The sequence below is a fragment of the Microbacterium sp. p3-SID336 genome (genome assembly GCF_025143365.1).
Lineage (GTDB): Bacteria > Actinomycetota > Actinomycetes > Actinomycetales > Microbacteriaceae > Microbacterium.
This window is the reverse complement of record NZ_JALXPE010000002.1, coordinates 75,586-101,607: the sequence shown is the minus strand read 5'-3', so window position 1 is coordinate 101,607 and position 26,022 is coordinate 75,586. Positions and strand designations below refer to the sequence as shown.

Here is a 26,022-nt window from a genome sequence, read left to right as displayed (position 1 = left end):
AGGAATGGTTCCTTACTGGTTGAGCAGTTCGGTCATCTCCGCAGCGGCGTCCTTCGTCGCGGTCGCGACGTCCTTCTGCCCGCTGAGGATGGCCTGGATCATGGCGTTGGTGGTCTTCTTGGCCTGGACGGCGCCGAAGTTCGGCGTGACCGGGACGGACGCACCGCCGTCGACCATCTGCTCGGCGAACGGAGCCACGAGCGGGTCGGTCGAGGCCAGGGCCTCCTCCATCGCGGACTGCACGCCCGGGAAGTAGCCGGTCTCGTTCGACCACTGCTCGGCGAACTCGCCGGTGGTCATGAGCTTGACGAACTCCCACGCCAGGTCGGCGTTCTTCGTGGTGTTGAAGACCGAGAGGTGCGAGCCGCCGAGCACGGACGGAGCGATGCCGCCGTCCTGGCCGGGGATGACCGCGGCGCCGATCTTGCCCTCGAGCTCGGGGTTGGCCTCGACGAGCGCGTTCGGGGTCCACGAGCCGGACAGCATCATGGCGACGTTGCCCTGCGTGAACGCGTCACGGAGGTCGGTCTCCTTCCAGGTGGTCGCCCCCGCGGAGGAGAAGCCGTGCTCGGTGGCGAGGCCTGTGTAGAACTCGATGCCGGCCTGCGACTCGGCGCTGTCGAGCTCGCTGGTCCAGGTGTCGCCGTCCTTCGTGGCGATCTCGCCGCCCGCGCCCCAGACCCAGGGGTAGACCTGGAACTCGGCGTCGCCCGCGACCGGGAAAGGCAGCATGTCGGGCTTGGCGGCCTTGATGGCCTCACCGGCGGCGACGATGTCGTCCCACGTCTTCGGGGCTTCGAGTCCGAGCTCCTCGAACACGTCGGTGCGGTAGACGATGGAGCGGACGCCCGCGTACCACGGCATGCCGTAGAGCTCGTCCTCGTACGTGCCGGCGACCTCGAGGCCCTCGACCAGGTCGTCGCGCAGACCCTTCTCGGCGTCGACGTACTCGTCGATCGGCAGCAGCGCGCCGGCGTCGGCGAACTCTGCGGTCCAGGTGGTGCCGGTCTCGGCGATGTCGGGCGTCGTGCCACCGGCGATGGAGGTCACGAAGCGGTCGTGGGCGTCCGCCCACTGGATCTCCTCGATGGTGACCTTCGCGCCGGTCTCCTCCTCGAAGGCCTCGGAGACCTTGTCGTAGAAGGCGGTGGCGTCGGGGTTGGTCCCCTTCATGATCCAGACGGTGAGCTCTTCGCCCTTGCCGTCGGTCGAGCCGTTGTCGCCGCTTCCGCCGGCACAGCCGGCCAGGGCGATCGTGGCGGCGGCGCCGAGCGCCACTGCCGGAAGAATGCGCTTGTGCATGAAGGGATCTCCTCTTTGAAAAAGTCCAGGTAGGCATCGGGTGCAGACCGGGGGATAGGAAAAAGTATCCACGACTAACTAATTGCCTGCAAGTTCCTCCCAGAATCGTCACACCGCCGTAACATCAGGCGCGCCGGGTAGGCTCCGCCCATGCCCCGTCGCGGATCTCGCACCCAACGCCCTGCCGCCGCCAAGCACGCGCCGCAGCGCACGCCCAGCGCCGCGTCCTCTCTGCTCCGCTTCCTCGGCATCGCCCTCGCCGTGGTCCTGGTCGCGGTGATCGGGGTCGGCACCTTCCTCGTCGTCGACCTCTTCAACCGGGTCGGAGACGGCGCCGTCGCGCTGGAGGGAGCTCCGGAGGTGGATCCGCCCAGCATCGGCGCCTACCCCGACGACAAGGCGTTCAGCATCCTCATCGTCGGCACCGACGAGTGCGGGGAGCGCGCGACCGAGCTCTTCGCCGAACGCTGCGAGGAGGCGGACGGCCTCCGCCGGAACGACGTGAACCTGCTCGTGCACGTGTCGGCGGCGCCCCGGAACGTGACGGTGGTCTCCCTCCCCCGTGACCTGGGCGTCGAGGTGCCGGAGTGCACCCGCGCCGACGGCAGCGTCGCCTCGGCGATGTCGAAGGCTCCCATGAACGCGATCTTCGAGCACGCCGGGCTCTCCTGCGTCGCGAAGACCGTGAGCACGCTCGGCGACATCCCGATCGAGTTCGCCGCGACCATCAGCTTCGACGGTGTGATGGCCGTGACCGATGCGATCGGCGGCGTCGAGGTGTGCATCGCCGGAGAGGGCATCCGCGACCGGCAGACCGGCATCGACTGGCCCCCGGGCATGCGCACCGTCTCCGGCGTCGAGGCGCTGCAGTTCATCCGCACCCGGCACGGTGTCGGCGACGAGAGCGACCTCGCGCGCATCTCCAACCAGCAGCAGTACATGTCACGCCTCGCGAAGAAGGTGCTCAGCGAGGAGACGCTCACCGACGTCCCGAAGGTGCTGCGCATCGCGAACGCCGTGGCCGACAACATCGACCCGAGCGAGTCGCTGAACGATCCGCTCCGCCTCGCCCAGCTGGCCCTCGCGCTCAAGGACGTGCCCTTCAGCGACTTCGTGTTCGTGCAGTACCCGAACGTGGTCGACCCGGACGACGACGACCACGTGGTGCCGAACGAGGCCGCAGCCGCCGAGCTGTGGGCCGCGATCGCGTCGGGCGAGCCGCTGCAGCTGACCGGCGACGTGGCGACGCATCGCGGTGTGGAGCTCGTGACACCCGCCCCCGGCACGCCCGAGGCCCCCGCCACCCCCGACCCGAACGCGACGGAGGCTCCTGCGCCGCGGGCCACGCTGCCGCCCGAGGTGTCAGGCCAGACCCTGGAGCAGGAGACCTGCGCGGTCGGCAACCAGCGCTGATCCGCCCCGGCGCCACGGCGTAGGCTCGATCGCATGGGACGGATGCGCACGCGGGAGGCCGACCATCCGCAGACCCGCCTCGACCACGGCGGCATCGTGCGTATCGTGCCCTCGGAGTTCACGAGCGGGTACGAGCTCGTCGTCGACGACACCCCGCAGTCCCACGTCGACCTCGACGACCCCACGCACCTGCACTTCGAGTACATCGTGCGCATGGGCGCCGTGATCGACCAGCTGCCCGACGGCCCGCTCACCGCCGTGCACCTCGGCGCCGGGGCGCTCACGATCCCGCGCTACATCGACGCGACGCGACCGGGGTCCCGGCAGCAGGTGATCGAACTGGAAGCCCCCCTCGCCCAGCTCGTGCGCGAGCACCTCCCGCTGCCCAAGGGCTCCTCCATCCGGATCCGCATCGGCGACGCGAGGGAGGGCGTCACACGCCTTCCCTCCGCTCTGCACGGCCGGTGCGACCTGGTGGTGTCGGACGTGTATTCGGGCGCGCAGACCCCCGCGCACCTCACGAGCGTGGAGTTCTACCGCGAGCTCTCCGCGCTGCTCGCGCCCGGCGGAGTCCTGCTGGTGAACGTCGCCGACGGACCGGGACTCGCCTTCGCTCGGCGCCAGGCCGCCACGGTCGCCGAGGTGCTGCCGGAGCTCGCGGTGCTCGCCGACACGCAGGTGCTCAGGGGGCGGCGCTTCGGGAACCTCGTGCTCGCCGCGTCCGCCGTCCCCCTGCCGACGGAGTGGCTACCGCGGGTGCTCGCGGCGGGTCCCCATCCGGCCAAGATCGCCCAGGGCGCGGAGGTCCGCGCCTTCCTCCAGGGCGCGCGCGTCGTCACCGACGCCGACGCCGTCGCCTCCCCGCGACCCGACGCCTCGCTGTTCCTGCGCTGACAGGCGCGCCGCCCCGACGACGGCGCGAGCGGCAGGCACACTGGACGGGGACAAGGCGGGGACGCTTCGGAAGGAGAGCAATGAGTTTGATCCGGGGATACGACCAGGAGACCCTCCGCGAACTGGTCGATCTCGATGAGTGCACCGCCCGCCTGTCCGAGATCGAGTCGCAGCGCAGCCTGCCGGCGCTGCTCGAGCGCGTCTGGCTGCTGAAGGTGCTCGGCCGGCTCGACGAGGCGCTCGTCCTCGCCGAGGAGACCGTGCGCCAGGCCCGCATGGCCGGCACGCGCCGGGATGTGCTGCGCGCCCGCGTGCTGCACGCCACGATCCTCCAGTACCGTGGCGCGCACGCCGCCGCCGAACAGGAGCTCGCCACCTGCGCGACCGAGGCCGAGGGCCAGCGCTGGCTCTCGATCGCCGCGTTCGCCTACCAGCACCACGGCAAGAACGCCTACGACGCCGGCGACTACGACACCGCGCGGGAGAGCTTCAAGCAGTCGCTGTTCCTGCGCCGGGAGTCCGGAGCCGCCGACAGCGAGCTGGAGACGGCACTGCTCGCCATCGAGGCCGCCGAGCGTCGTCGGCCTCCGCAGCTCATCGCGGGCTGACCGGACGACCGGAGACGACCCGAGGCGGCGACGCCCCGATGTCCGCCGCATGGCTTACCCTGAGCCCATGGCGGAACTTGACCGAGTGCGCGTCTGGGGCGAAGCACTGATCCGACTGCATCTGGACGACAGCTGGTCCTTCGGCTTCGACCATGCCAAGCGTCGCGCGGGGCAGTGCGACTACACGAACAAGCGGATCACCGTGTCCCGCTACCTGGCAGCGCGCTTCGACGACGACGACATCCATCAGGTGCTGCTGCACGAGGTGGCCCATGCCCTCGCCGGCCACACCGCGGCCCACGGGCCGGCCTGGAAGCGCATCGCCCGTGACCTCGGCTACGTCGGCGGCACCACGCACCACGGCGAGACCGCCGTGGAGCTCGCTCCGTGGGTCGGGCACTGCCCCGCCGGGCACGTCGCCTACCGGCATCGACGCCCGACGCGGGCGACGTCCTGCGCCCGATGCTCGCGCACGTTCGACTCCCGGCACCTGTTCGCCTGGACGCGCCGCGAGATCACGTCAGACGCACGGCTCGCCGCACAGCTCCCCCGCTGAGTGCGGCTCCGGCACCGCCGCCGCCGCGTCTGCAGAGCGCCATCGTCGCCGCCGTGCGCCGGCCGCAACGCGCCATGATCGCCGTCGCCGCGCCATCGTCGGGGAGGCGTGCGGGCTCGGGCCAGTGGCGTCCCCGGGTCAGGCGTCGCCGTCGCGCGCCGGCGTCGGGTCGTCGTGCGCGTCCGGACCGCCGGCCCGCGACTCCGGCTCGACGGGCTCGACGGGCGCGCCGGGCGCGGTGAGGGGCTCGGCCGGACCGCCCCGCAGCCGTCGGACGAGCGCCGCGATCCCGCGCCAGCCCAGCAGGAACACGGCGAGCACCACCGCGGCCACGATGATGAACGGCGTCTCGGCCGTGTCGCCGCTGAGCACCCGCACCAGCATCCCCCCGGCCACGGTCACGATCCAGACGACAGCGCCCCACAGCAGGGACCACGGGCGTCGCGGGCGCCCCGGCAGCAGCAGCGCCAGCAGATGGCCCACCACCAGGGCCACGAGGAAGGGCCAGGCGGTGAGCAGGAAGCCCGCCGGGTCCTCCTGGTGCGAGGCGCGGCCGATGGCGGCGAAGACCAGGACGAGAAGAGCGTCGACGATGAGAGCGGGGAGGAATCTCATGTCACGACCCTATGCGCAACCACGGTCACTCGAAGCGCGTGAACCGCCCGTCGCGCAGCACGGGGACCGCATCCACCGCGTCGAGGAGGGCCGCGTCGACCGTGCTTGTGGGCACGATCCCCGCGGCCTCGATGCGCGCCGTCGCCGCGACGCCCTCCTGCAGTTCGCGCCCGGAGCCGGTGGCCCCGATCAGGTGACGGAGCGCCCGGCGCAGTGCGCGGAAGCCCTCGGCCGCGACCGCCGCATCCGGGGCGGTGTGGTCGATGCCCAGGTCGGTGAGCGCTGCGGCGACAGCGCCCGCGCCGAGCTGATCCTCGACCGCGAACCGCAGCTCGCCTGTCGCGTCGAGCTCGCCCGCCGCGATCAGCGCGACCGCCGTGCGGGCCTGCCGCCGCTCCTGCACCGTCTGGACCGCACGCGCCACCGCGCCCGCGTTGCGGATCGACCCGAGGAGCACGGTGGCATCCGCCGGAGCAGCGGCCGCGACCGCCGCCCCGTTCCGCGACCAGGCGAGCGCATCCGCCAGGGGCACCGCGGTGCCGCCCGCCACGGCGTCCGTCACGGTGGAGGAGAAGCGCAGCACGTCCACCACCACCACGACATCCGCCGGGGCGAGCCGCTCGAGACCAGCCACCCCCCAGTCGAGACGGACCTGGTACGGGGACTGATCGAACGGCGACGGCATCCGTCCAGCCTAGAGCCGTCAGTCGGCGGCGAGCGCCTCGACCGGAGCCACCCGGGTGGCCAGGCGGGTCGGGGTCGCGGCAGCCACGAGTGTGAGCAGCGCTGTCGCCGCCACGATGATCGCGACCGGGAGCCACGGCACCTGCGGGGCGATCAGCCCGGCCGGGGTGAACTCGGGCAGCGTGGGCACCGAGCCCAGCAGCGACTGCGCCGCGATCCACCCGTAGGTGACGCCGAGGACGAGTCCGGTCAGGGTCGCCGCGACCGTGATGTGCGTGGCCTCGAGCAGCACCATCCGGCGCACCTGCCCGTTGGACAGGCCGATCGAGCGCAGCAACCCCAGCTCACGGCGGCGCTGCACGACCCCGATCGTGAGCAGGTTGACCAGGCCGACCGCGGCGATCACCGCCGACACGGCCACGAGAACCATCATCACCGCCGCGAACGCGTCGAACGGGGCGAAGAACTCCGGCGGGATCTCCTCCGTGGTCTGGCTGGTCATCAGTCGCTTGGCCGACTCCAGCGCGACCGCGAACATCGTCACGAGCGTCACGCCCATCACCACGCCGATCGCCATGCGCGAGGACCGCTCGGGGTAGCGCAGCGCGTTCTCCGCCGCGAGCCGCGCCGTCGCGCTGGAGCCGAACATCCGGCCGACGAGCCGCAGCACGGGCGGCATGAAGAGCACCGATCCCACCGCGAGGCCGGTGAACGAGAGCACGCCGCCGAAGAACGCCACGACCACTCCGAGCGGGGTGACGAGCCCGAGCAGCACGCCGCCGGCGAGCAGCGCCACACCGGAGGCCAGCAGGATCCAGGCGCCGATGTGGCGCCCGCTCTTGCCCGAGACCTCGTCGTGCGTGCGCTCCACCGCGCCACCGAGCGCCTGCAGCGGGGTCACCGCGAGGACGCGCCGTGAGCCGACCCACGCGGCCGCCCACGTCGTGAGCGCGACGCCGATGGCGGGCAGCACCAGCGCGGGCTGCATGAGCGAGAAGCCGGTGGGCGCGTGCGTGACCAGCTGCCCGCCGATCTGCACCGCCGCTGCCGAGAGCAGCAGCCCGGCGAGAAGCCCCGCGACGGCGCCGATCACTCCGACGATCATGCCCTGTCGGCCGACCTGGGCGCGCTGGGCCCGCGCCGTGGCGCCGATGAGCCGCATGAGCGCGATCTGCCTGGTGCGTCCGGCGATGATCGTGGAGAACGTGTTCGCCGTGACGATGGCCGCCACGTACATGGCCACCGCCGTCAGCAGCACCGAGAGGATCGCGACGACGACCGCGAGCGTGCCGCTGTCGCCGATGAACGGATCGGCCTGCAGTACCGCGCCGATGTATGCGGTGATCTCGACGAGGAACACGCCGAAGGCCGCCGACAGCGCCGCCACGAGGATGCTCGCCCCCATGCCGCGGTCCTTCAGCCAGGCCAGACGCGGCCCCGTCGCCCTGGTCTCGGGGACGACCGCGGCGACGGCGCTCACGCCGCCACCTCCGCGGCGAGCTGGTACGCGGAGATCTGCTCGGCGGTCTGCCGCGGGTGGTCGGCCACGATGCGTCCGTCGCCGAGGTACAGCACACGGTCGGCGTGGCTGGCGGCGATCGCGTCGTGTGTCACCATCGCGATCGACTGCCCGTGCTCGCGGCTCGCGCTCGCCAGCAGGCGCAGCACCTCGCGGCCGGTCTGCGAGTCGAGGTTCCCGGTGGGCTCGTCGGCGAACACCAGGTCGGGGGCGGTCGCCAGGGCCCGCGCGATGGCGACGCGCTGCTGCTGGCCGCCGGAGAGCTGGTGCGGGCGGTGCCCGAGGCGCGCGCCGAGGCCGAGCGTCTCGATCAGACCGTCGATGCGGGCACGCTCGATCGCGCTCGGCCGACGACCGTCGAGCTCGAACGGAAGCAGGATGTTGCCGAGGGCGTCGAGCGTCGGAACCAGGTTGAACGCCTGGAAGATGAAGCCGACGCGCCGCCGCCGCAGCAGCGTCAGGTCGAGGTCGCCGAGACCCGTGATCTCGGTGTCGCCGATCCAGGCGCGACCCTCTGTGGGGCTGTCGAGCCCGGCCATGATGTGCATGAGCGTGGACTTGCCCGATCCGGACGGGCCCATGATGGCCGTGAACTGGCCGCGGCGGATGCCGACGCTGACGTCGTCGAGCGCGCGGACCGTGCCCTCGCCAGAGCCGTACGTCTTCTTCAGGTGCTGGACGCGGGCGGCGAGCCCGAGGTCGCTGGTCGTGATCTCCATGCCTTCGACGCTATTTCCGTGGTCCGTGCCGGCGCGTCGCCCGCCGGGAGCATCCCGATACATCGCAAGGATGATCCTCGGGCCGCCTCCGGGGCGGTCGCCCTCAGGCGAGACCGTGCTCGAAGGCGAACACCACCAGCTGCACCCGGTCGCGCAGGGCGAGCTTCGTCAGGATGCGGCTGATGTGGGTCTTCACGGTCGCCTCGCTCAGGAACTCCCGCGCCGCGATCTCCGCGTTCGACAGTCCGCGAGCCGCCAGCGCGAAGATCTCCCGCTCGCGATCCGTCAGCTCGGCGTACCGCGGCGGCACCGGCTTGGGGGCCTCCGCGAAGTGCTCGAACAGCTCACGGGTCGCGGCGGCCGCGATCACGCTCGACCCCGCGTGCACCGTGCGGATGGCCGCGAGCAGGAACTCCGGGTCGGCGTCCTTGAGGAGGAAGCCGCTCGCGCCCTGGCGTATCGCCCTGGCCGCGGCCTCGTCCAGGTCGAACGTGGTCAGCATCACGACGCGCGGCGGCTGCGGACCGGACAGGATCTCGGCGGTGGCCGTGAGTCCGTCCATGACCGGCATGCGGATGTCCATCAGCACCACGTCGGGCCGCGTCCGCGCGACCACGTCGAGGGCCTCGCGGCCGTCTCCCGCCTCGCCCACCACCTCGAGATCGGGCTGCGACGCCACGAGCATGCGGATGCCCGCACGGAACAGCGCCTGGTCGTCGACGAGCACGACTCTGATCACTGGGGGGCTCCGATCGGCAGGCTGCTCTGGACGACGAACTGCGCACCACGGCGCTCGGTGTGCAGACTACCGCCCACGAGCTGCGCCCGTTCGCGCATGCCGATCAGACCATGGCCGCCCGGTGCGGACGGCGGCGCGTCGGCCCGCACGGTGTTGCGCACCTCCAGGTCCACGCGGTCGGGCAGCCACGCCAGGTGCACGTCGACCGCGCCGTCGCCGTGACGGATGGCGTTGGTGAGAGCCTCCTGCAGGATGCGGTAGACGGCGAGCTGGATCGCGCCGGGCGGCTCTCCGGGCGGCATCGGGTCGACCGTGACGCGGGGCTCGATGCCCGCCTGCCGCACCTGCGCGAACAGCGCTTCGAGGTCGGCCAGGGTCGGCTGCGGGCCGTCGCCCTGCCGGTGACGCAGCTGTGTCAGCAGCATCCGCACGTCGCTGAGCGCGCCCCGTGCCGTCTGCGCGATCGTGCCCAGAGCCTCCGTCGCGATCTCCGGCTCGACGGCCGCGGCATAGCGGGCGCCATCGGCCTGAGCGATCACGACCGCCAGCGAGTGCGCCACGATGTCGTGCATGTCGCGGGCGATGCGCACCCGCTCCTGCTCCTCCGCGGCGAGGGCCTCGGCCTGCAGCTGCGCGGAGCGCGTCCGTCGCGCACGCAGCACCACGCGCCAGAGCAGACCGCACACCCAGGCGAAGCCGAGCGCCATGATCGATGCCGCGAGCAGCAGCGTGCCGCCCGTCACCAGCTCCCAGCCGGTTCCCGTCCCGAACGACACTCCCCCGACGAACACCATGAACGCGGCGGCGATGATGCCGCCGGCGATCACCGACCCGAAGCCCCACCACAGCACCCGTCGCGTGCCCCAGGCCGAGGTGGCGTACAGCACCAGCAGGATCGCGAAGTCGATGGGAAGCGGCCCGAAACCGCCGAGCATCTGCACGATCGCGCCCGCCCAGGCAGCGGCGAGTCCGATCCCCGGGGCGAGACGCCCGATCGCCACACCGCCGAACATGAACACGCCGGCCACGACGATCGCGCTCACGCCGAAGGCCGAGACCCCGGTGGTGTCCGCCGGCTGCGGCGCGTAGAACACCACGGATAGCGGCGTGAGCAGCACGAACAGCAGGGCCGCCCCGACGATGTCGAGGATCAGCGCGGTGCGGGACAGCGGGCGGATCACTCCCCCACGCTACGCGAGCATGCCGTGCGCGGCATCCGTCGCGGGATGTATCCGCTCAGGCGCGCGCGAGGATCTCGCCGTGCGGCACGAGGTACCAGCCGTCGCCGTCGTCCGCCCATCGTCTCCACGCCTCGCTGATGTCGCGCAGGTCGTCCGCCGTGGCCATGCCCTGGTCCACGAGCTGTCGCGCCAGGGCGGATTCCAGGATCCGCTCGGCCCACATGCCGCCCCACCAGGCGCGCTCCTCCGGCGTGGCGTAGCACCAGGTCGACGCGGTGGCGGTGACCTCGGTGAACCCCGCGGCGCGGGCCCAGGACAGCAGCCGTCTCCCGGCGTCCGGCTCCCCGCCGTTCGCCCGCGCCGCCCGCCGGTACAGGTCGAGCCAGTGGTCGAGCGCCGGCAGCATCGGGAACCACAGGAAGCCCGCGTAGTCGGCGTCGCGCGCGGCCACGAGCCCGCCCGGCTGTGCGACCCTCCGCATCTCCCGCAGCGCCTGGACGGGGTCGGCGACGTGCTGCAGCACCTGATGGGCGTGCACCACGTCGAAGGAGTCGTCGGCGAAGCTGAGCGCGTGCACGTCCTCCACGCTGAAGTCGACATTCGCAAGACCCCGCTCGGCCGCGAGGCCGCGGGAGAGCGACAGCGCGGCCTCGTCGATCTCGGTCGCGGTGACGTGCTGCACGACGCGGGCGAAGTCGACCGTGATGCTGCCGGGGCCCGCCCCCACGTCGAGCAGGCGGGTCTGCGGCGTCAGGTGCGGACGGAGGTACGCGGCCGAGTTGCCGATGTCGCGCACGCTGTGCGAGCGGAGGACGGATTCGTGGTGTCCGTGCGTGTACGAGGCCATGCGCTCAGTCTGGCAGTCCGTACGACCGTTCCCGCACGCTCAGCGGAGCTCGGCGACCGTGCGGCGGATGGCTTCGCGGTCGGGTTTGCCGGACGGCAGCACCGCGAGCTCGTCGACCAGGATGAGGCGCGCGGGTCTGGCGTGCTTGCCGATTTCGGCCTCGACCGCCTCCCTCGCGTGAGCGAGCTGCTCGGACTCGCTGCGGCGCAGGCTCTCCCCGCGTGCCGCCACGATCACGGACCCCTCTCCCCAGCGCTCGTCGTCGACCCCGACCACCACGGCCTGATGCAGTCCGGGCACCGCGCGCACGATCCGCTCCACCCTGTCGAGCGAGACGTTGATGCCGCCCGAGACGATGACGTTGTCGGCACGACCGTGCACGCGGACGACGCCGTCCTCCACGAGCCCGAGGTCACCCGTGCGGTACCACCGGATGCCGTGCTCGTCGTGCAGGAACGTGCGAGCCGTGAGCGCGCCGTCGCCGAGGTAGCCCTCCGCGAGCAGGGGTCCCGCGATCCGCAGCTCGCCGTCCACCGCGCGCACCGCGACCGTGTCGAGCGGCCGTCCGTCGTAGACGCAGCCGCCGCTGGTCTCGGTGGAGCCGTACGTGCGCACGAGCCGCACACCCAGCTCGGCCGCGCGCTCCCGCAGCGGCTCCGGGAGGGACTGTCCTCCCACGAGGATCGCCCGATACGCCCGCAGGGCCGCGCGCACGGCGGTGTCGTCCGCCGCGTCCAGGAGCGACGCGACCTGCGCGGGCACGAGCGAGGTGTACAGCTCGGGCACGACGCCGCCCGCGGGCCGCAGCATCTCCAGCGTGGCCTCCGCGAACGTCACCGGCGAGAATCGTCCGCTGAGGCGCGTGGGCTCGGTGCCGGCGAGGATCGATCGCACCATCACCTGCAGCCCCGCGACATAGCCGGCCGGCAGGGCCAGCAGCCAGCGGCCGCTGCCGATGCGCGCGGCGGTCGCCTCGGCGCTGGAGCGCAGCGCCTCGCCGCTCAGCGCGACCCTCTTGGGCACGCCGCTCGACCCGGAGGTCGCGATGACCGCCGCGATGCCGTCCGCCACCCGTGCGGGGGCGTCGTCGAGCATCCCGAACCCCAGCGCGTCACCGCCGTCGAGAGCCCGACGGAGGGCCGTCTGCAGCAGCGCGATGTCCTCCGCATCGGTCGGGATGAGGGCGGTCACGGTCGGCTCGCTCGACGCTCAGTAGTGCCAGGGGAAGGAGGACCAGTCGGGGTCGCGCTTCTCGAGGAAGGAGTCGCGCCCCTCCACGGCCTCGTCGGTGCCGTAGGCCAGGCGGGTCGCCTCGCCCGCGAACACCTGCTGGCCGACCAGCCCGTCGTCGACCGCGTTGAACGCGAACTTCAGCATGCGGATCGCGGTGGGCGACTTGGTGAGCACGGTGTGCGCCATCTTCAGCGCCTCGCGCTCCAGCTCGGCGTGCGGCACGACGCGGTTCACGGCACCGGCCTCGTAGGCGCGCTGGGCCGAGTACTCCTCGGCGAGGAAGAACACCTCGCGCGCGAACTTCTGCCCGGTCTGACGGGCCATGTAGGCGGAGCCGTAGCCGGCGTCGAAGCTGCCGACGTCGGCATCCGTCTGCTTGAACCGGGCTTCCTCGGCCGAGGCGATGGTCAGGTCGCACACCACGTGCAGAGAGTGCCCGCCGCCCGCGGCCCACCCGGGGACGACGGCGATGACGACCTTCGGCATGAAGCGGATGAGCCGCTGCACCTCGAGGATGTGCAGCCGTCCGACGGCGGCTGCGGAGGCGCCGCTGACCACGGCGGTCTCGGCGTCGGAGTACTTGTAGCCGTCGCGGCCGCGGATGCGCTGGTCCCCGCCGGAGCAGAACGCCCACCCGCCGTCCTTCGGGCTCGGGCCGTTGCCCGTGAGCAGGACGGCCCCGATCCGCGCGTCCTGCCTGGCGATGTCGAGCGCGCGGTAGAGCTCGTCGACGGTGTGCGGACGGAAGGCGTTGCGCACCTCCGGCCGGTCGAACGCGACCCGGGCGACGCCGCCGTCACGGCTGACGTGCGCAGTGATGTCGGTGTAGTGCTCGGCGCCGGGCGCGAGCTGCCACACTGCCGGGTCGAACAGGTCGGAGACGAAGGCTTCGGTCACGGGATCCAGCCTATTCCCGCGGGGCGCGTGGCGAGAGCGCCCACCCCGAGGGGCGGGCGCTCGTGCCGGTCGCCGTTCAGCGGTTGCGACGGGCCTTGCGCCATCCGTCGACGATGTCCCACCCGACGCCGATCGCGATGCCGAAGCCGAGCAGCACGGCGAGGATGCGGAACACCCCGCCCTCGTCGGCGGCCTCGGCGTCGCCGGCGGCGAACCCTTCGCCGCCCGCCGCGACGATGTGCGCGAGGAAGTCCAGGTTCACCAGCTCGCCACGCACCAGCAGCACGAGCGTCCAGGCGAGGAAGGCGACGGCGAGCACGGTGTTGACCACGGCGAGTGCGGTGTTCCACCCGCGGCGGCGGTAGAGCACGATCGCGAACACGGCTTCGGCCGCGATCAGCAGGAACAGGACGCCGATGCCCCAGGGCCACAGCTGCGGGTTCAGGATGGGAAGCGCGTCGCCCTCGATGACGACGAAGCCGCGGAGCCGATCCCAGAGCAGCGCGCCGACCGCGAGTCCGAGGAACACCAGCGACGCGATCAGCTCGTTGCGTCCCGCGCCGTCGTCGGCGGTGTCAGGCAGCTGATCGACGTCCCAGCGCACGCCGGTGTCGGTGCCGGAGCGTTCGAGGATGACGAACACCAGGGTCGTCCAGAAGCAGATGTGCACGATCGAGCCGCCCGTCGCGACCACGGCGGAGGCGATGATCTCTCCGATCGGGGCGTTGGCGATCGTCTGCCCGAGCGCGACCCCGCCAAGCACGCACACCGGCACGATCAGGAGCAGCACCTTCAGCAGCCGCCACCAGGCGAGGTAGTAGCGCGGACCGATCAGGTGCAGGGGCCGCTCGGCGTACCCGGCGGCGAGGATGCCGGGGTCACCCAGGGCCGTGAGGGCCGCGCGCTCCGCGGTCGCGGGATCCTCCCCGAGCTCGATGCGCGCTTCCACGGCGTCGGCGATGGAGGCTTCGAGCTCGGCGCGCACGTCGTCCTGCGCCTCGGGACGCAGGCTCCGGACGGTCGCGCTGATGTAGCGCTCGGTGAGCGTGTTCGTGGCGGTCATGTCAGTTCTCCTCGGAGGTGAGGGAGGCGATCGCGGTGGTGAGGGATCGCCATTCGTCGGTGAGGGTGTCGGCGAGCCGGATGCCGGCCGCCGAGGTGCGGTAGAACTTGCGCGGCCTGGCCTCGTCGGTGTTCCACTCGCTCGTGAGGTACTCCTGCTTCTCCAGGCGGCGCAGCAGGGGATACAGCGTGTTCGCGTCGGTGGCGAAGCCGCGGCGCTCGAGCTCTTCGAGAAGCCCGTAGCCATACCCCGCCGTGCGCAGCAGCTGCAGGCACGCCAGGACGACGGTGCCGCGCCGCAGCTCCTGCAGGTGGGTGTCGAGCGTCTCGTTCATGTCGATCACATTACTGTGCGTCACACACCATTGTCAACGACACAGGTATGTGCGACTCCTGCCACCGTCCCGACCCCGCCCGCAGAGCCGTAGCGTGGACGCATGACGCTCGACCTGGAACGGCTCGACCCCTTCGACGACCACGCCGTCGACGCCTGGTGGGACGCCTACGCAGCGGCTGAGCGGGCGGACCGCGGCGCGACGGCCCCCGTGTGGACGCGCGAGGAGATGCGCAGCGAGTTCCAGCAGGACTCGCGCATCGTGGAGCGGCGCGCGTTCCTGCTCCGCGCGGAGGGAGCGGTCGTGGGATCCGCCGGGCTCGCGCTGCCCGCGAAGGACAACACCCACGCCGCTCACGTGTCCGTGTTCGTTCCTCCCCCGCATCGCCGTCGCGGCCATGGCTCCGCCGCGCTCGTTCAGCTCGAGCAGCAAGCCAGGGACGCCGGTCGCACGGTGGCCAAGGGACGCACCTCCTGGCCGTTCCCGCTCGGGACCGACGGCCTCGGCACGCCCGGGCGCGAGTTCGCCCGCCGCCACGGCTACGCGCTGGCCCTGGGCGACGTGCAGAGCCGGCTCGCTCTGCCGGTCGCCGGCGATCACCTCGACCGGATCGACGACGACGTCCGGCCGTCGACGTCCGCGTATACGCTCCGGTCCTGGATCGGCCCCGTCCCCGAGGACGTGGTCGAGGGCTGGGCCGTCCTGGACGCGGCGATCGACACGGAGGCTCCCACCGGCGACCTCGACGTCGAGCACACCCGACCGGATGTCGCGAGCGTCCGCGAGCTGGAGGAACTGCACGCACGCCAGCGCCGCACCTCGTTCGGCACGATCGCCCTGACGGCCGACGGCCACGTGGCGGCGTACAGCCAGCTCGTGGTGTCCGCCGACGACGGCAACGCCTACCAGTGGGGCACGCTCGTCCGCCGGGAGGACCGGGGACACCGCCTCGGCACCGCGGTGAAGATCGCCAACCTGCGCCTGCTGCACGACGCCCTGCCCCAGACCCGAGCCGTCATCACCTACAACGCCGAGTCGAACGCCGCGATGATCGCCGTGAACACGCGGCTGGGGTTCGTGCCGAGCGAGCGCATGGGCGAGCTGCAGCGGCACCTGGCACGCGGTGGCGCAGAATGAGGTCATGATCCCCACGCTCGCCGAACTGCTCGACACCGCCCGTGTCGTCGCCCTCCCGATGCACACGCGCTTCCGCGGCGTGGACACCCGGGAGGCACTGCTCTTCGAGGGACCGCAGGGGTGGGCGGAGTTCTCGCCGTTCGTGGAGTACGACGACGCCGAGGCCGCGACGTGGCTCGCCGCCGCGATCGACTACGCCTGGGCGCCGCAGCCCGCACCCGTGCGCGACCGGGTGGGCGTGAACGCGACGGTTCCCGCCGTGGACGCTCCCCGCGTGCCCGAAGTGCTCGCCCGATTCGGCCGCTGCCGCACCGCGAAGGTCAAGGTCGCGGAGCCAGGACAGCTGCTCGGGGACGACGTGGCCAGGGTGCGGGCCGTGCGGGAGACGCTGGGGCCTGAGGGGCGTATCCGCATCGACGCGAACGGGCTCTGGAACGTGGACGAGGCGGAGCACGCGGTGCACGCCCTGGCCGAGTACGACCTGGAGTACGTCGAGCAGCCGTGCGCGACCGTGGCGGAGCTCGCGGAGCTGCGGCAGCGGATCCGCTACATGGGCATCCCGGTCGCCGCCGACGAGAGCATCCGCAAGTCGGGCGACCCGCTGGCCGTGGCCCGCGCCCGAGCCGCCGACATCGTGATCGTGAAGGCGCAGCCCCTCGGCGGCGTCACCCACGCGCTGCAGATCGTCACGGCCGCGGGACTCCCGGCCGTCGTGTCGAGTGCGCTGGACACCGCGGTCGGCCTCGCTCAGGGCGCCGCGCTGGCCGCCGCCCTCCCGACGCTCGACTTCGACTGCGGACTGGGCACCGCCTCGCTCTTCCTCGACGACGTGGCCGATCTCCGGCCGCGCGACGGCGCGATCCCGGCGGACCGCGTGACGCCCGACGCGGCCGCGCTCACCCGACTGGCCGCCGCGGACGAGCGCCGCGAGTGGTGGCTGGCGCGGCTGGCCCGCTGCCACCACGAGCTCGCCATGGGTGCAGGAACCCGCTAGGACTCGACGATCAGCTCGACCAGCCGGCCGAGTTCCTCACCGCCGGAGTGGCGCAGCTCGGCGTCGTCACGTCCAGCCATCGCTCCGCGCACGGTCATGCCCTCCCAGATGATCATGAGCATGCGCGCGGCATCGGTCGCCGGCAGTCGAAGGCGCAGGTCCCCTGCCTGGACGATGTCCTCCACGATGCGCGCGATGCTGGCCACCATCTCCCGCTCCTGTGCGAGGTAGGCCTCGCCGAACCGCGGGTCGCGGAGTGCTCGGATGCGGATCTCGCTCATGAGCATCACGCCGAGACGGTCGTCGCTGCCGAGCTCCATGATCTGCTGCACGAGGTCGGTGGGGTCGCAGCCCTCGCCCAGCGCCCCGTCCGCCCGCATCTGCTCGACGCGCGTGCGCACCGCGTCCACTCGCGCGTCGGCCACGCGTGCGGCGAGCGTGAGGAACAGCTCGTCCTTGGAGTCGAAGTTCGAGTAGAAGGCGCCGCGCGTGAACCCGGCCCGCTCGCAGACCGCCTCCACCGACGCCCCGTCGAGCCCGACCTCGGCGAAGACCTGGGCGGCGGCGTCGAGCAGCCGTGCCCGCGTGTTCTCGCGACTGCGGGTCGCTGGTGTCGTCATCGGAACCTCCTGGCCGTCGAGCTCGCGCGATTCACACCCGGCACACAGGCTCGGGGCGGCGCGCGCTCCTACGATACATGTATGTATTGGATACACCTGTGTATCCACCTTCCACCCCCATGGAGGAACGCGTGTCCACTCTCCTGTCCTCGCTCGGACGCTGGTCGTTCCGGCACCCGTGGCGCGTCCTCGTGTCCTGGCTGCTCGCGCTCGGGATCGCCGGAGCGGGGGCCGTCGTGCTCGGCGCCGGCACCGACAACACGTTCTCCATCCCCGGCACGGAGTCGCAGGCCGGACTCGAGCAGCTCTCGCGCTCCTTCCCGCAGGTGAGTGGCACCAACGCGCAGTTCATCGTGGTCGCCGCCGACGGCGACAGCATCACCGACGACGAGTATCGCGAGCCCATCGAGGACGCGGTCTCCGAGCTGGGCGACCTCGACGAGGTGCTCGCAGCGACCTCCCCGTACGACGAGATGGTCAACGGGATGATCAACGACGACGAGACCGCCGCGATCGTCCGGGTGCAGTTCGACGGCGAATCCACGGACGTCTCCGACGCCACCACGGACGCGCTGCGCACCACGGTGGACGAGCTGTCGGGACAGCTGCCGGACGGTGCGCAGACCTCCCTCGGCGGCGACCTCTTCGCGATCTCCATCCCGGGCGTCACCCTCACCGAGGCGGTCGGCCTGCTGATCGCACTGCTCGTGCTCATCGTCACCTTCCGCTCGTTCGTCGTGGCGGGGCTGCCGCTGCTGACCGCGATCCTCGGCGTCGGCATCTCGATGGCGGGCATCTTCACCGCGACCGCATTCGCCACGGTCTCCTCCACCACGCCGCTGCTCGCGCTGATGCTGGGGCTCGCGGTCGGCATCGACTACGCGCTGTTCATCGTCGCGCGACACCAGGACCAGGTGCGGGACGGCGTCGACCCGGAGGAGTCCGCCGCGCGCGCCGTCGGCACGGCCGGGTCTGCGGTCGTGTTCGCGGGTGTCACGGTGCTCATCGCGCTGATCGGGCTCGGCTTCGCCAACATCCCGTTCCTCACCACCATGGGCATCGCGGCGTCGGTCGCGGTCGCCGTGGCCGTCGCGATCGCGGTCACCCTCACCCCCGCTCTCCTCGGCTTCCTCAAGGGCCGCGTCGCCGGGCGCCCCCCGCGGGCCCAGAGAACGCGCGCCGCAGGGAAGCGCCCGCAGGTCTCGTCGAACGACGGTCACGCGGCCGGCCAAGATGCGGCGGTGGCGGCGACGCCGTCCGACGAGCCCGACGAGGCCGCCGTCGACGCGACCGCGCGCACCAGAGACGACACCGTGCAGACTGCGGCTCGCACCGCCACGCAGCCCGACGCCACCGCGACCGCGCCCCGTCCGCGCGGCAGCCGTCGCTGGGTGGACGGGGTGACGCGGCGGCCCGTGCTCGTCTCCGTCGCGATCGTGCTGGGTCTCGGCGTGGTCGCGGTGCCGGCGCTCAGCCTCGACCTGGCGCTCCCGAACGCGGGCGTGCTGCCTCAGGACTCCGAGGCCAGGCAGAACTACGACCTCGTGGGCGAGCAGTTCGGCCCTGGCTTCAACGGCCCGCTGATCCTCACCGGCACCATCGTCACCTCCACCGACCCGCTCGGGCTGATGGAAGACCTGGGCGACGCCGTCGCGGAGGTCCCCGGGGTGAAGGAGGTCGCTCTCGCGACCCCGAACGAGACCGCCGACACCGGCATCGTGCAGATCGTCCCCGAGACCGCCCCGGACGACCCCGCGACCGCCGACCTGGTGCGGGAGCTCCGCAGCCACCACGAGGAATGGCTCGACGAGTTCGGGATCGACCTGAAGGTCACCGGCTTCACGGCCGTCGGCATCGACATCTCCGACCAGCTCGGCGCCGCGCTGCTGCCGTTCGGCATCTTCGTGATCGGGCTGTCCCTCATCCTGCTCACGATCGTGTTCCGCTCGATCTGGGTTCCGGTCACCGCCGCCCTCGGGTACCTGCTGTCGATCGTCGCGGCGTTCGGCGTCGTCGGGGTGGTCTTCGAGTGGGGCTGGTTCGCCGACCTGCTGCACGTCGCCAGGGTCGGTCCGATCATCAGCTTCATGCCGATCATCCTGATGGGCGTGCTGTTCGGGCTGGCCATGGACTACCAGGTGTTCCTGGTGTCGCGCATGCGCGAGGACTTCGTGCACGACCCGGACGCGAAGAGCCCGGACCGCGCCACCCGCAGGGCCGCGGCGCTCCGGGCCGTGCGCAGCGGCTTCACCGGCTCCGCCAAGGTCGTCACCGCGGCGGGCCTCATCATGTTCGCGGTGTTCGTGGCGTTCGTGCCCGAAGGCGACTCCTCGCTCAAACCCATCGCACTCGGACTCGCGGCCGGCATCGCGATCGACGCCTTCCTCGTGCGGATGACACTGATCCCGGCGCTCATGGCGATCCTCGGCGAACGCGCCTGGGAGATCCCGTCCTGGCTGGAGCGCATCCTGCCCCGCGTGGACATCGAGGGCGAGGCGGTGGAGCGCGAGCGTCACCTCGAGGCGTGGCCCGGCGACGGGTCGATCGTGGCCGCCGACGACCTCGCGCTGAGCACCGACGGCACTCCGCTGTCGCTTCGCCTGGCTCCCGGCGAGGCCCTTGTCGCGACCGGCACCGACCCGCGGGCGCTGCGGGCCCTCGCGCTCACCGTCGCCGGACGGCTCACTCCGGATGACGGCCGCCTCCGGGTCGCGGGACACCTGCTGCCGGGACGTGCGGCCTGGGTCCGCGCACACGTCGGCTGCGTGCTGCTCGACGACGACACGGCCGTGACCGCCGAGCTCGCAGAAGCCCTACGCGGGCGCTCGACCCTGGTCGTGATCGACGGGGTCGACCGCCTCGCCGGTGCCGCGCGGGACCAGTTCGCCGCGATGCTGCGCGACGCCGCCGCCCGCCGACCCCTCGCCGTGGTCGCCACCGCCGTCGACGCCGACACCGCCCGCACCTTCCTCGCAGACGCCGGCTGGTCGTCCGCCGAGGTCCTCGACACCCGCGCTCCGCAACGGAGCACCGCAGACACCACCGAGGTGACCGCATGACCCTCCCTCTGGAGCGCGCACGCTCGCGCAAGCCCATCACCTGGCTCACCATCCTCGGTGTGCTGCTGCTGCCCGCCGCGGTGGGCGGCATCCTGATGGCGGCGCTGTACAACCCCACCGAGCGTCTCGACGCGATGACCGCCGCCATCGTCAACCTCGACGAGCCGGTCACCATCGATGGTCAGGTGACGCCGCTGGGACGACAGCTCGCCTCCGGCCTCGTCGAGGGCTCGGACGAACTCGACTCGAACCTCACCTGGGTCATCTCCAACGAGGACGATGCCGCGGACGGGCTCGCCGACGGCACCTACCAGGCGGTCATCACGATCCCCGAGGACTTCTCCGCCGCGGCGACGTCCGGGGGCCAAGCGGTCGCCGAGGGCGGCGGGGAGGCCGAACAGGCCACGATCCAGGTCACCACCCCCGACGACGGTCTCGTCGCGGACGACCTCATCACCAACCAGATCGCGACCGTCGCCGCCTCCACGCTCGGCACCATGCTGTCCGAGGCGACGACCGAGAACATCCTCGTCGGCTTCACCACGATCGGCGACCAGATCGGCGAGGCCGCGTCGGGCGCGCTCGAGCTCGCCTCGGGCGCGCGGGATGCCGCCACCGGCGCCGCAGCGATCCCGGAGGGCGCGACCCAGCTCGCCTCCGGCGCGGGCGAGCTGAGCTCGGGAGCCTCGACGCTCGCGAACGGACTCGGGACGATCTCCGCCACCACACGGGAGGCCGCGACCGGTGCCGCGCAGATCGGCAGCGGGCTGACGGCGGGAGCCGGGCAGCTGCAGGGCAGTGTCGGTCCGACGCAGCAGCTGGTCGGCGGCATCCAGACGGCCTCGGGCTCCGCGCAGACCGCGGCCGCGCAGTCCCTCGATCTCACGCAGCAGCTGCGTGCGGCTGCGGCTGCCGCGTGCCTTCCGCCCGTGACCAGCCAGGACCAGTGCGATCAGCTCACGGCGTTCGCGACGCAGGCCGGCGCCGTGGCGGAGTCCGCCGGCACCGCCTCCGGCATCCTGAACGCTCCCGAGGTCTCGGGCGGCATTGCTGCACTCCCCGGCACCCTCAGCACCCTGGCATCGAGCATGGGGCAGGCCGGAGCGGGCGCCTCGCAGCTCGCGGGCGGCCTGAACCAGCTCGCGAGCCAGGGCATCGACCAGTCCGCGAACGGCGCGCGGGCCCTGGCGAGCGGAGCCACCCAGCTGTCCGACGGGGCGACCGCTCTCGCGGAGGGCAGCGGCGAGCTCGCGACCGGACTGGACACCCTGGCCACCGGCACCGGAGACCTCGCGGGCGGCCTGCGCACCGCGGCGGATTCGCTCCCCTCGTTCAGCGACGAGGAGTCCACGTCCCTCGCCTCGGTGATCGCGGACCCGGTGTCGACGGATGCCGCGACGGGCACGCTCTTCGGACCCACCGCGATCCCGCTGCTCACCGCCGTGGTGCTGTGGTTCGGGGGGCTCGCGTCGTTCCTGGTGCTGCGCGCGCACACCGCCCGCACGCTCACGTCGCGGCGCTCCTCCGTCGCCCTCGCCCTCCGCGCGTTCTGGCCCGCGGCGGCGATCGGCGCGGCGCAGGGGCTGCTCGTGTCGCTGATCGTGCAGACCGTCGCGAGCTACGACGCCGCGCAGTGGTGGGCGTTCGCGGGTACCGCGGTGCTCGCCGGCATCGCGTTCGCCGCGGTGAACCAGGCACTCGTGGCTGTGTGCGGCGGCGTCGGGCGCTGGATCGCGGCGCTGATCGGCGTGGTGGGGGTCGCGACGGGACTGATCTCGACCGTGCCCGACTGGCTCGCGAGCCTCGGGGCGGCGCTGCCGACGGCCCCCGCGTTCACGGGCCTGATCGACGCGAGCGGCCCCGCGGTCGCGGCGCTCGTGGTGTGGGGGGTGCTGTCCCTCGTGGCGACCACGCTCGCGGTGGCCCTGCGCCGCACGACCACCGCCGCCGCTGCCCTCGCTCCCGCCTGAGGCGTCCGCAACTCCTGGCTCCCGCGTGAGGCGTCCGCAACTCCTCAAAACCCGCGCGCCACGCCGCGCATGGCCACTCGGCCGCGGCGTGTTGCCCGAATTCTGCGGAGTTGTGTGTGGCCCTCCCGCTCCCCGACCCGAATCAGCCCGAGCGCGGGATGAGTCTGGGGCCTGGATCAGCAGCGGAGGCCTCTACGCTCGTGTCATGCGCCGACCGTTCATGAGCACTCCGGAGCAGCTCGCGGGCCTCGACGGGCAGCAGTACCTCGTGCTCCGGCCGGCCGGGCCCGTGGCGAGGTCCTACCGCACGATCCAGGAGGATGCTCTCGCGCGCATCGACGCGCCGCTACGGCATCCGCATACGGAGCACGTCACCCTCCGCGGCTTCGCCGAACCCGAGCGACGGGACGAGCTGCGCGCTCTGATCGTCGAGTGGGCAGCGCAGCAGGAACCGCTCGAACTGGTCGCGGAAGCAGTCGACGGCTTTCCGTCGCCTTGGCAGATCCTGATCATCCGCCTCGCCCGCACGCCAGCCCTGGTCGGAGCGTACGCGTCTCTGTCGCGTGCGCTCGAACCGACGACGTTCCGGCGCCTCGACGAGCTTTCCGTCGAGGAGTGGACGTTCCACCTCTCCCTGCTCTACGGGAAGACCCTCGACGCCGCGGCCTGGCGGCGGCTCACGGCGCGCGAATACCGCCCGCTCGTTCCCGAGCCCGCCGAAGTCGTCCACGAGGCGGAGTTCGTCTGGTACGACGAGGGGGTCGAGCACGCCGAGATCCTTCCGCTCGGGCACTGACGCCTCAGCCGAGCCGTATCAGCCAGGACCGGGATCAGACCCGGAGCAGCCCCGGGGCGGGTCAGCTCAGGCCGGAGTAGGCGTGTAGACCCTTGAAGAACACGTTGACGATCGTGAAGTTGAAGATCACCGCGGTGAAGCCGACGATCGACAGCCAGGCCGAGGGGTTCCCCCGCCAGCCGCGCGTCGCCCGTGCGTGGATGTAGCCCGCGTAGAGCACCCAGATCACGAAGGTCCAGGTCTCCTTCACGTCGAAGCCCCAGAACCGGCTCCAGGCGTAGTAGGCCCAGATGGATCCGGCGATGAGGGTGAACGTCCACAGGATGAAGCCGATGATCGTGAACAGGTACGCCAGGCTCTCCAGGCGCTCCGCGGTCGGGAACGTCCGGAGGAATCCGGGGCCCGTCTTCGCGGCTCCCTCGCCGAGCAGACGCTCGCGCCGGGACTGCATGAGCTGGATCACCGAGAGCGCGAACGCGAGTGCGAAGAACGCGGTCGACAGCGAGGCCACGAACACGTGGATGATGAGCCACACGCTCTTCAGCGGGTCCATCAGCGGCGAGACCTCGACGTAGAAGTTGGTGGCACCGAGGCCCAGCAGCACCACCACGAGTCCCGTGATGAACGTGCCGAGGAAGCGCAGGTCGAGCCGGGTCAGCACGACCAGGTACACGGCGATGATCAGCAGCGTGCCGACCATCGCGAACTCGTACAGGTTCGCCCACGGCACCCGGCCGGCCGCGATGCTGCGGGTGACGGTCGCCGCCAGGTGGAACACGAAGCCGAGGACCGTCAGCGAGGTGCCGATGCGCGCCATGACGAAGCGCTGCGGGCGGTCCGTTCCTCCGGTCGTCGCGACCGCAGGCGCCGCCGTGCCGCGAACGCCGCCTGCCGCGACCAGCTCGCCCTCACGGACCGACACCGCGTCCGCCGTCGCCTGCGAACGCCGCGCGAGGTCGAAGGCGTAGGCCACGAACGCCGCCGCGTAGATCGCGATCGCCGTCCAGAGCAGGACAGGCGAGATCACGTTGAGATCGAGCATGGTGTCAGTCTACTTTCCTGGTCTCGGCGGCAGGGGGCGCGGATTCGGCTGCCGCATCCGCCGGTTCCCCGTCGGCGTCGTCATCGGTGGTGCGGGCGACCGTGCCGCCCGCGGCGTCGAGAAGCCGGGCGTGCCCGGCGCGCAGATCGTCGACCGCGCGGGCGAGCGTCGGGTCCTCTCCGCGTGCGAGCGCGGCGTACTCGAGCTCCACCGCTCCGTGGGCGGCGGTGGCCTTCACCCACATGCGGCGGCGCGGCACGAACAGCGCGAGCATCAGTCCGCCGAGCGCGAGCAGTGCGAAGCCGAGGACGATCACCCCGGACTCGTCGCGGTGGATCTGCAGCGAGGCGAAGCGCTTGACCGACTCCGAGGCGTCCGTGGCGCCGGCGGGCGAGTCGTCCTCGAACGTCACGGAGCCCAGGCCGTTCGGCAGCTGGGCCGTCTCCCCCGGGGAGAGCTCGATGGACTCGACGTCGGTGCTGCGGCCCGTCAGCTTCGTCATCTCGGACGTGTCGAGCACGTACACCGAGCGCGGCACGCCCTCGTTGATACCGAGGTCGCCCGTGTACACGTCGAGCGTGAGGGTCGGGTTGGTGAGGTCGGGGTAGGCGGAGAAGAACGCACCGGTGTCGAGCACGCCCGTCGTCGGGTAGAAGAAGCCCACCAGACCGACCTGCTCGGCGAGGCCATCCGGCACCTTGAGCACGCCGAGGGAGGTCATGAAGTTGTCCTGCGGCAGGAACGGCGTGCTGTTGTGGAACACGACGTTGCCCTCGGGGTCGCGCACGGTCACCGTGGGCGCATAGCCGTTGCCGAGCAGGAAGATGTCGTCGTCCGCGACGGGGAGCGGCTCGTTCACCTTGATGGCGCCCTCGCGCTCCTCGCCGTCCTCGAGCACGGTCACATTGGCGGAGAAGTCGCCCGCCTGCCCGGACCCCGGCTCGCCGAACGGCTGATAGGTCACGTCGAACGAGTCCAGCCTCATGGAGTACGGCGCGAAGGCGTCGTCGGCGACGAAGCGTCCGCGGTTCATGGAGTCGTAGTCGAGCAGGGTGTTGGCGAACGTCTCACCCTCGACGATCACGCGCTGCCCTGTGTAGGCGAAGCCGCCGCCGACGCCGATCGTGACGAGCACGCCGACCAGGGCCAGGTGGAACAGCAGGTTTCCGGTCTCCCGCCAGTAGCCGCGCTCCGCCGACACGGAGTACGTCGTGCCGCGGTCGTAGCGCTCGACCCGGTAGCCGAGCGCCTTGAGCTGCTTCGTCGCGACGTCGATCGACGCGGCTGCCTCGGCCTCCGCGTCCCCGGTGCCGGTCCCGGAGCCGGTGACCGGGTGGCGGGTGACCGTGCGGTGGTCCTCCAGCCGCGACAGGCGGGCGGGTGTGCGCGGCGGGCGGGCCCGCAGGGCCTTGGCGTGGTGCTTGATGCGCGGGATGACGCAGCCCACGAGCGAGGTGAACAGCAGCAGGTAGATCGCCGAGAACCACGGCGACAGGTATACGTCGAACAGCTTGAGCGCGTCGAGCACCGGGAACAGGTCGGGGTTGTCGCGCTCCCACTGCGTCACGCCGTTCGGGTCGGCCATGCGCTGCGGGAAGATCGAGCCGGGGATGGCGGCGATCGCGAGCACGAGCAGCAGGATCAGCGCGGTGCGCATGGACGTCAGCTGACGCCAGCCCCACCGCAGCCACCCCACGAACCCGAGCCGCGGCTGGGTGATCGTGTCGTCGCCGTCGACATGGTCGGACGGGCGGAGCGGATCGCTGGAGTCGCTGGTCACGGCTTCCCTGTTCTTCGTCG

At 71.9% G+C, this 26,022-nt stretch carries 24 protein-coding genes; 9 read left to right on the top strand and 15 right to left on the bottom strand.

What is annotated here, in order from left to right:
• Positions 1-12 precede the first annotated feature (12 nt).
• Positions 13-1,302, bottom strand: coding sequence for a sugar ABC transporter substrate-binding protein (locus tag M3C17_RS01260; RefSeq protein WP_259975819.1), 1,290 nt, complete (start codon positions 1,300-1,302; stop codon positions 13-15).
• Positions 1,303-1,452: 150 nt separating this feature from the next.
• On the opposite strand from M3C17_RS01260, the gene M3C17_RS01255 reads away from it, so the two are divergent.
• The 4 genes from M3C17_RS01255 to M3C17_RS01240 all read left to right on the top strand — a co-directional run bounded on the left by M3C17_RS01255 (position 1,453) and on the right by M3C17_RS01240 (position 4,773).
• Positions 1,453-2,715, top strand: a complete 1,263-nt coding sequence (locus tag M3C17_RS01255) for an LCP family protein (protein ID WP_259975818.1) — start codon at positions 1,453-1,455, stop codon at positions 2,713-2,715.
• Positions 2,716-2,748: 33 nt separating this feature from the next.
• The gene (locus M3C17_RS01250; RefSeq protein WP_259975817.1) at positions 2,749-3,609 is read left to right on the top strand and encodes a spermidine synthase; all 861 of its coding nucleotides are present in this window, start codon (positions 2,749-2,751) and stop codon (positions 3,607-3,609) included.
• Between the two features lie 80 nt (positions 3,610-3,689).
• Positions 3,690-4,217, top strand: coding sequence for a hypothetical protein (locus tag M3C17_RS01245; RefSeq protein ID WP_259975816.1), 528 nt, complete (start codon positions 3,690-3,692; stop codon positions 4,215-4,217).
• 67 nt (positions 4,218-4,284) lie between these two features.
• Complete coding sequence (locus M3C17_RS01240; protein ID WP_259975815.1) at positions 4,285-4,773, top strand: SprT-like domain-containing protein; 489 nt, start codon at positions 4,285-4,287, stop codon at positions 4,771-4,773.
• A 138-nt stretch (positions 4,774-4,911) separates the two neighbouring features.
• On the opposite strand, the gene M3C17_RS01235 is transcribed toward M3C17_RS01240, so the two are convergent.
• The 11 genes from M3C17_RS01235 to M3C17_RS01185 form a co-directional block, all read right to left on the bottom strand.
• A complete protein-coding gene (locus tag M3C17_RS01235; protein WP_259975813.1) occupies positions 4,912-5,388 on the bottom strand; it encodes a DUF3054 domain-containing protein in 477 nt (158 codons plus the stop codon).
• Positions 5,389-5,413: 25 nt separating this feature from the next.
• A complete protein-coding gene (locus tag M3C17_RS01230) occupies positions 5,414-6,073 on the bottom strand; it encodes a 2-phosphosulfolactate phosphatase (protein WP_259975812.1) in 660 nt (219 codons plus the stop codon).
• Positions 6,074-6,091: 18 nt separating this feature from the next.
• Positions 6,092-7,552, bottom strand: a complete 1,461-nt coding sequence (locus tag M3C17_RS01225; protein ID WP_259975810.1) for an ABC transporter permease — start codon at positions 7,550-7,552, stop codon at positions 6,092-6,094.
• Positions 7,549-8,310, bottom strand: a complete 762-nt coding sequence (locus tag M3C17_RS01220; protein WP_259975808.1) for an ABC transporter ATP-binding protein — start codon at positions 8,308-8,310, stop codon at positions 7,549-7,551. Before M3C17_RS01220 ends, M3C17_RS01225 begins: the two co-directional genes overlap by 4 nt.
• A 103-nt stretch (positions 8,311-8,413) precedes the next feature.
• A complete protein-coding gene (locus M3C17_RS01215) occupies positions 8,414-9,049 on the bottom strand; it encodes a response regulator transcription factor (protein WP_259975807.1) in 636 nt (211 codons plus the stop codon).
• Complete coding sequence (locus tag M3C17_RS01210; RefSeq protein WP_259975806.1) at positions 9,046-10,230, bottom strand: sensor histidine kinase; 1,185 nt, start codon at positions 10,228-10,230, stop codon at positions 9,046-9,048. Before M3C17_RS01210 ends, M3C17_RS01215 begins: the two co-directional genes overlap by 4 nt.
• A 55-nt stretch (positions 10,231-10,285) precedes the next feature.
• Positions 10,286-11,077, bottom strand: coding sequence for a class I SAM-dependent methyltransferase (locus M3C17_RS01205; protein WP_259975805.1), 792 nt, complete (start codon positions 11,075-11,077; stop codon positions 10,286-10,288).
• A 39-nt stretch (positions 11,078-11,116) separates the two neighbouring features.
• A complete protein-coding gene (locus tag M3C17_RS01200) occupies positions 11,117-12,268 on the bottom strand; it encodes an AMP-binding protein (protein WP_259975803.1) in 1,152 nt (383 codons plus the stop codon).
• 18 nt (positions 12,269-12,286) lie between these two features.
• Positions 12,287-13,207: a 1,4-dihydroxy-2-naphthoyl-CoA synthase gene (locus M3C17_RS01195; protein ID WP_259975801.1), complete on the bottom strand. Its 921-nt coding sequence runs from the start codon at positions 13,205-13,207 to the stop codon at positions 12,287-12,289.
• 76 nt (positions 13,208-13,283) lie between these two features.
• On the bottom strand, positions 13,284-14,270 hold the full coding sequence (locus M3C17_RS01190; RefSeq protein WP_259975800.1) for a permease prefix domain 1-containing protein: 987 nt from the start codon (positions 14,268-14,270) through the stop codon (positions 13,284-13,286).
• 1 nt (position 14,271) lies between these two features.
• On the bottom strand, positions 14,272-14,604 hold the full coding sequence (locus M3C17_RS01185; RefSeq protein WP_259975799.1) for a PadR family transcriptional regulator: 333 nt from the start codon (positions 14,602-14,604) through the stop codon (positions 14,272-14,274).
• Positions 14,605-14,706: 102 nt separating this feature from the next.
• On the opposite strand from M3C17_RS01185, the gene M3C17_RS01180 reads away from it, so the two are divergent.
• Both M3C17_RS01180 and M3C17_RS01175 read left to right on the top strand, forming a co-directional pair.
• Positions 14,707-15,741: a GNAT family N-acetyltransferase gene (locus M3C17_RS01180; RefSeq protein ID WP_259975797.1), complete on the top strand. Its 1,035-nt coding sequence runs from the start codon at positions 14,707-14,709 to the stop codon at positions 15,739-15,741.
• A 4-nt stretch (positions 15,742-15,745) separates the two neighbouring features.
• The gene (locus tag M3C17_RS01175; protein WP_259975796.1) at positions 15,746-16,735 is read left to right on the top strand and encodes an o-succinylbenzoate synthase; all 990 of its coding nucleotides are present in this window, start codon (positions 15,746-15,748) and stop codon (positions 16,733-16,735) included.
• Here the strand turns inward: M3C17_RS01175 and M3C17_RS01170 are convergent.
• Complete coding sequence (locus M3C17_RS01170; RefSeq protein ID WP_259975794.1) at positions 16,732-17,355, bottom strand: TetR/AcrR family transcriptional regulator; 624 nt, start codon at positions 17,353-17,355, stop codon at positions 16,732-16,734. The two genes, M3C17_RS01175 and M3C17_RS01170, sit on opposite strands and share 4 nt — an antisense overlap.
• Positions 17,356-17,486: 131 nt before the next feature.
• Between M3C17_RS01170 and M3C17_RS01165 the strand changes: the two genes are divergently transcribed.
• The 3 genes from M3C17_RS01165 (at position 17,487) to M3C17_RS01155 (ending at position 23,180) form a co-directional block, all read left to right on the top strand.
• The gene (locus M3C17_RS01165) at positions 17,487-20,414 is read left to right on the top strand and encodes an efflux RND transporter permease subunit (protein WP_259975793.1); all 2,928 of its coding nucleotides are present in this window, start codon (positions 17,487-17,489) and stop codon (positions 20,412-20,414) included.
• A complete protein-coding gene (locus M3C17_RS01160) occupies positions 20,411-22,384 on the top strand; it encodes a YhgE/Pip domain-containing protein (RefSeq protein ID WP_259975792.1) in 1,974 nt (657 codons plus the stop codon). Before M3C17_RS01165 ends, M3C17_RS01160 begins: the two co-directional genes overlap by 4 nt.
• A 205-nt stretch (positions 22,385-22,589) precedes the next feature.
• Positions 22,590-23,180, top strand: a complete 591-nt coding sequence (locus M3C17_RS01155) for a 2'-5' RNA ligase family protein (protein ID WP_259975791.1) — start codon at positions 22,590-22,592, stop codon at positions 23,178-23,180.
• A gap of 61 nt (positions 23,181-23,241) precedes the next feature.
• Here the strand turns inward: M3C17_RS01155 and ccsB are convergent, their stop codons facing one another.
• Both ccsB and M3C17_RS01145 read right to left on the bottom strand, forming a co-directional pair.
• Positions 23,242-24,222: a c-type cytochrome biogenesis protein CcsB gene (gene ccsB, locus M3C17_RS01150; protein WP_259975790.1), complete on the bottom strand. Its 981-nt coding sequence runs from the start codon at positions 24,220-24,222 to the stop codon at positions 23,242-23,244.
• Between the two features lie 4 nt (positions 24,223-24,226).
• Positions 24,227-26,002, bottom strand: a complete 1,776-nt coding sequence (locus tag M3C17_RS01145) for a cytochrome c biogenesis protein ResB (RefSeq protein WP_259975789.1) — start codon at positions 26,000-26,002, stop codon at positions 24,227-24,229.
• Positions 26,003-26,022: the final 20 nt, after the last annotated feature.

Bases quoted from the DNA above. Each gene is read 5' to 3' on its own strand.
- M3C17_RS01185 (WP_259975799.1), bottom strand. From the start codon at position 14,604: ATGAACGAGACGCTCGACACCCACCTGCAGGAGCTGCGGCGCGGCACC.
- M3C17_RS01240 (WP_259975815.1), top strand. From the start codon at position 4,285: ATGGCGGAACTTGACCGAGTGCGCGTCTGGGGCGAAGCACTGATCCGA.
- M3C17_RS01170 (WP_259975794.1), bottom strand. From the start codon at position 17,355: ATGACGACACCAGCGACCCGCAGTCGCGAGAACACGCGGGCACGGCTG.
- M3C17_RS01250 (WP_259975817.1), top strand. From the start codon at position 2,749: ATGGGACGGATGCGCACGCGGGAGGCCGACCATCCGCAGACCCGCCTC.
- M3C17_RS01230 (WP_259975812.1), bottom strand. From the start codon at position 6,073: ATGCCGTCGCCGTTCGATCAGTCCCCGTACCAGGTCCGTCTCGACTGG.
- M3C17_RS01190 (WP_259975800.1), bottom strand. From the start codon at position 14,270: ATGACCGCCACGAACACGCTCACCGAGCGCTACATCAGCGCGACCGTC.
- ccsB (WP_259975790.1), bottom strand. From the start codon at position 24,222: ATGCTCGATCTCAACGTGATCTCGCCTGTCCTGCTCTGGACGGCGATC.
- M3C17_RS01160 (WP_259975792.1), top strand. From the start codon at position 20,411: ATGACCCTCCCTCTGGAGCGCGCACGCTCGCGCAAGCCCATCACCTGG.
- M3C17_RS01245 (WP_259975816.1), top strand. From the start codon at position 3,690: ATGAGTTTGATCCGGGGATACGACCAGGAGACCCTCCGCGAACTGGTC.
- M3C17_RS01260 (WP_259975819.1), bottom strand. From the start codon at position 1,302: ATGCACAAGCGCATTCTTCCGGCAGTGGCGCTCGGCGCCGCCGCCACG.
- M3C17_RS01235 (WP_259975813.1), bottom strand. From the start codon at position 5,388: ATGAGATTCCTCCCCGCTCTCATCGTCGACGCTCTTCTCGTCCTGGTC.
- M3C17_RS01255 (WP_259975818.1), top strand. From the start codon at position 1,453: ATGCCCCGTCGCGGATCTCGCACCCAACGCCCTGCCGCCGCCAAGCAC.
- M3C17_RS01180 (WP_259975797.1), top strand. From the start codon at position 14,707: ATGACGCTCGACCTGGAACGGCTCGACCCCTTCGACGACCACGCCGTC.
- M3C17_RS01205 (WP_259975805.1), bottom strand. From the start codon at position 11,077: ATGGCCTCGTACACGCACGGACACCACGAATCCGTCCTCCGCTCGCAC.
- M3C17_RS01155 (WP_259975791.1), top strand. From the start codon at position 22,590: ATGCGCCGACCGTTCATGAGCACTCCGGAGCAGCTCGCGGGCCTCGAC.
- M3C17_RS01175 (WP_259975796.1), top strand. From the start codon at position 15,746: ATGATCCCCACGCTCGCCGAACTGCTCGACACCGCCCGTGTCGTCGCC.
- M3C17_RS01220 (WP_259975808.1), bottom strand. From the start codon at position 8,310: ATGGAGATCACGACCAGCGACCTCGGGCTCGCCGCCCGCGTCCAGCAC.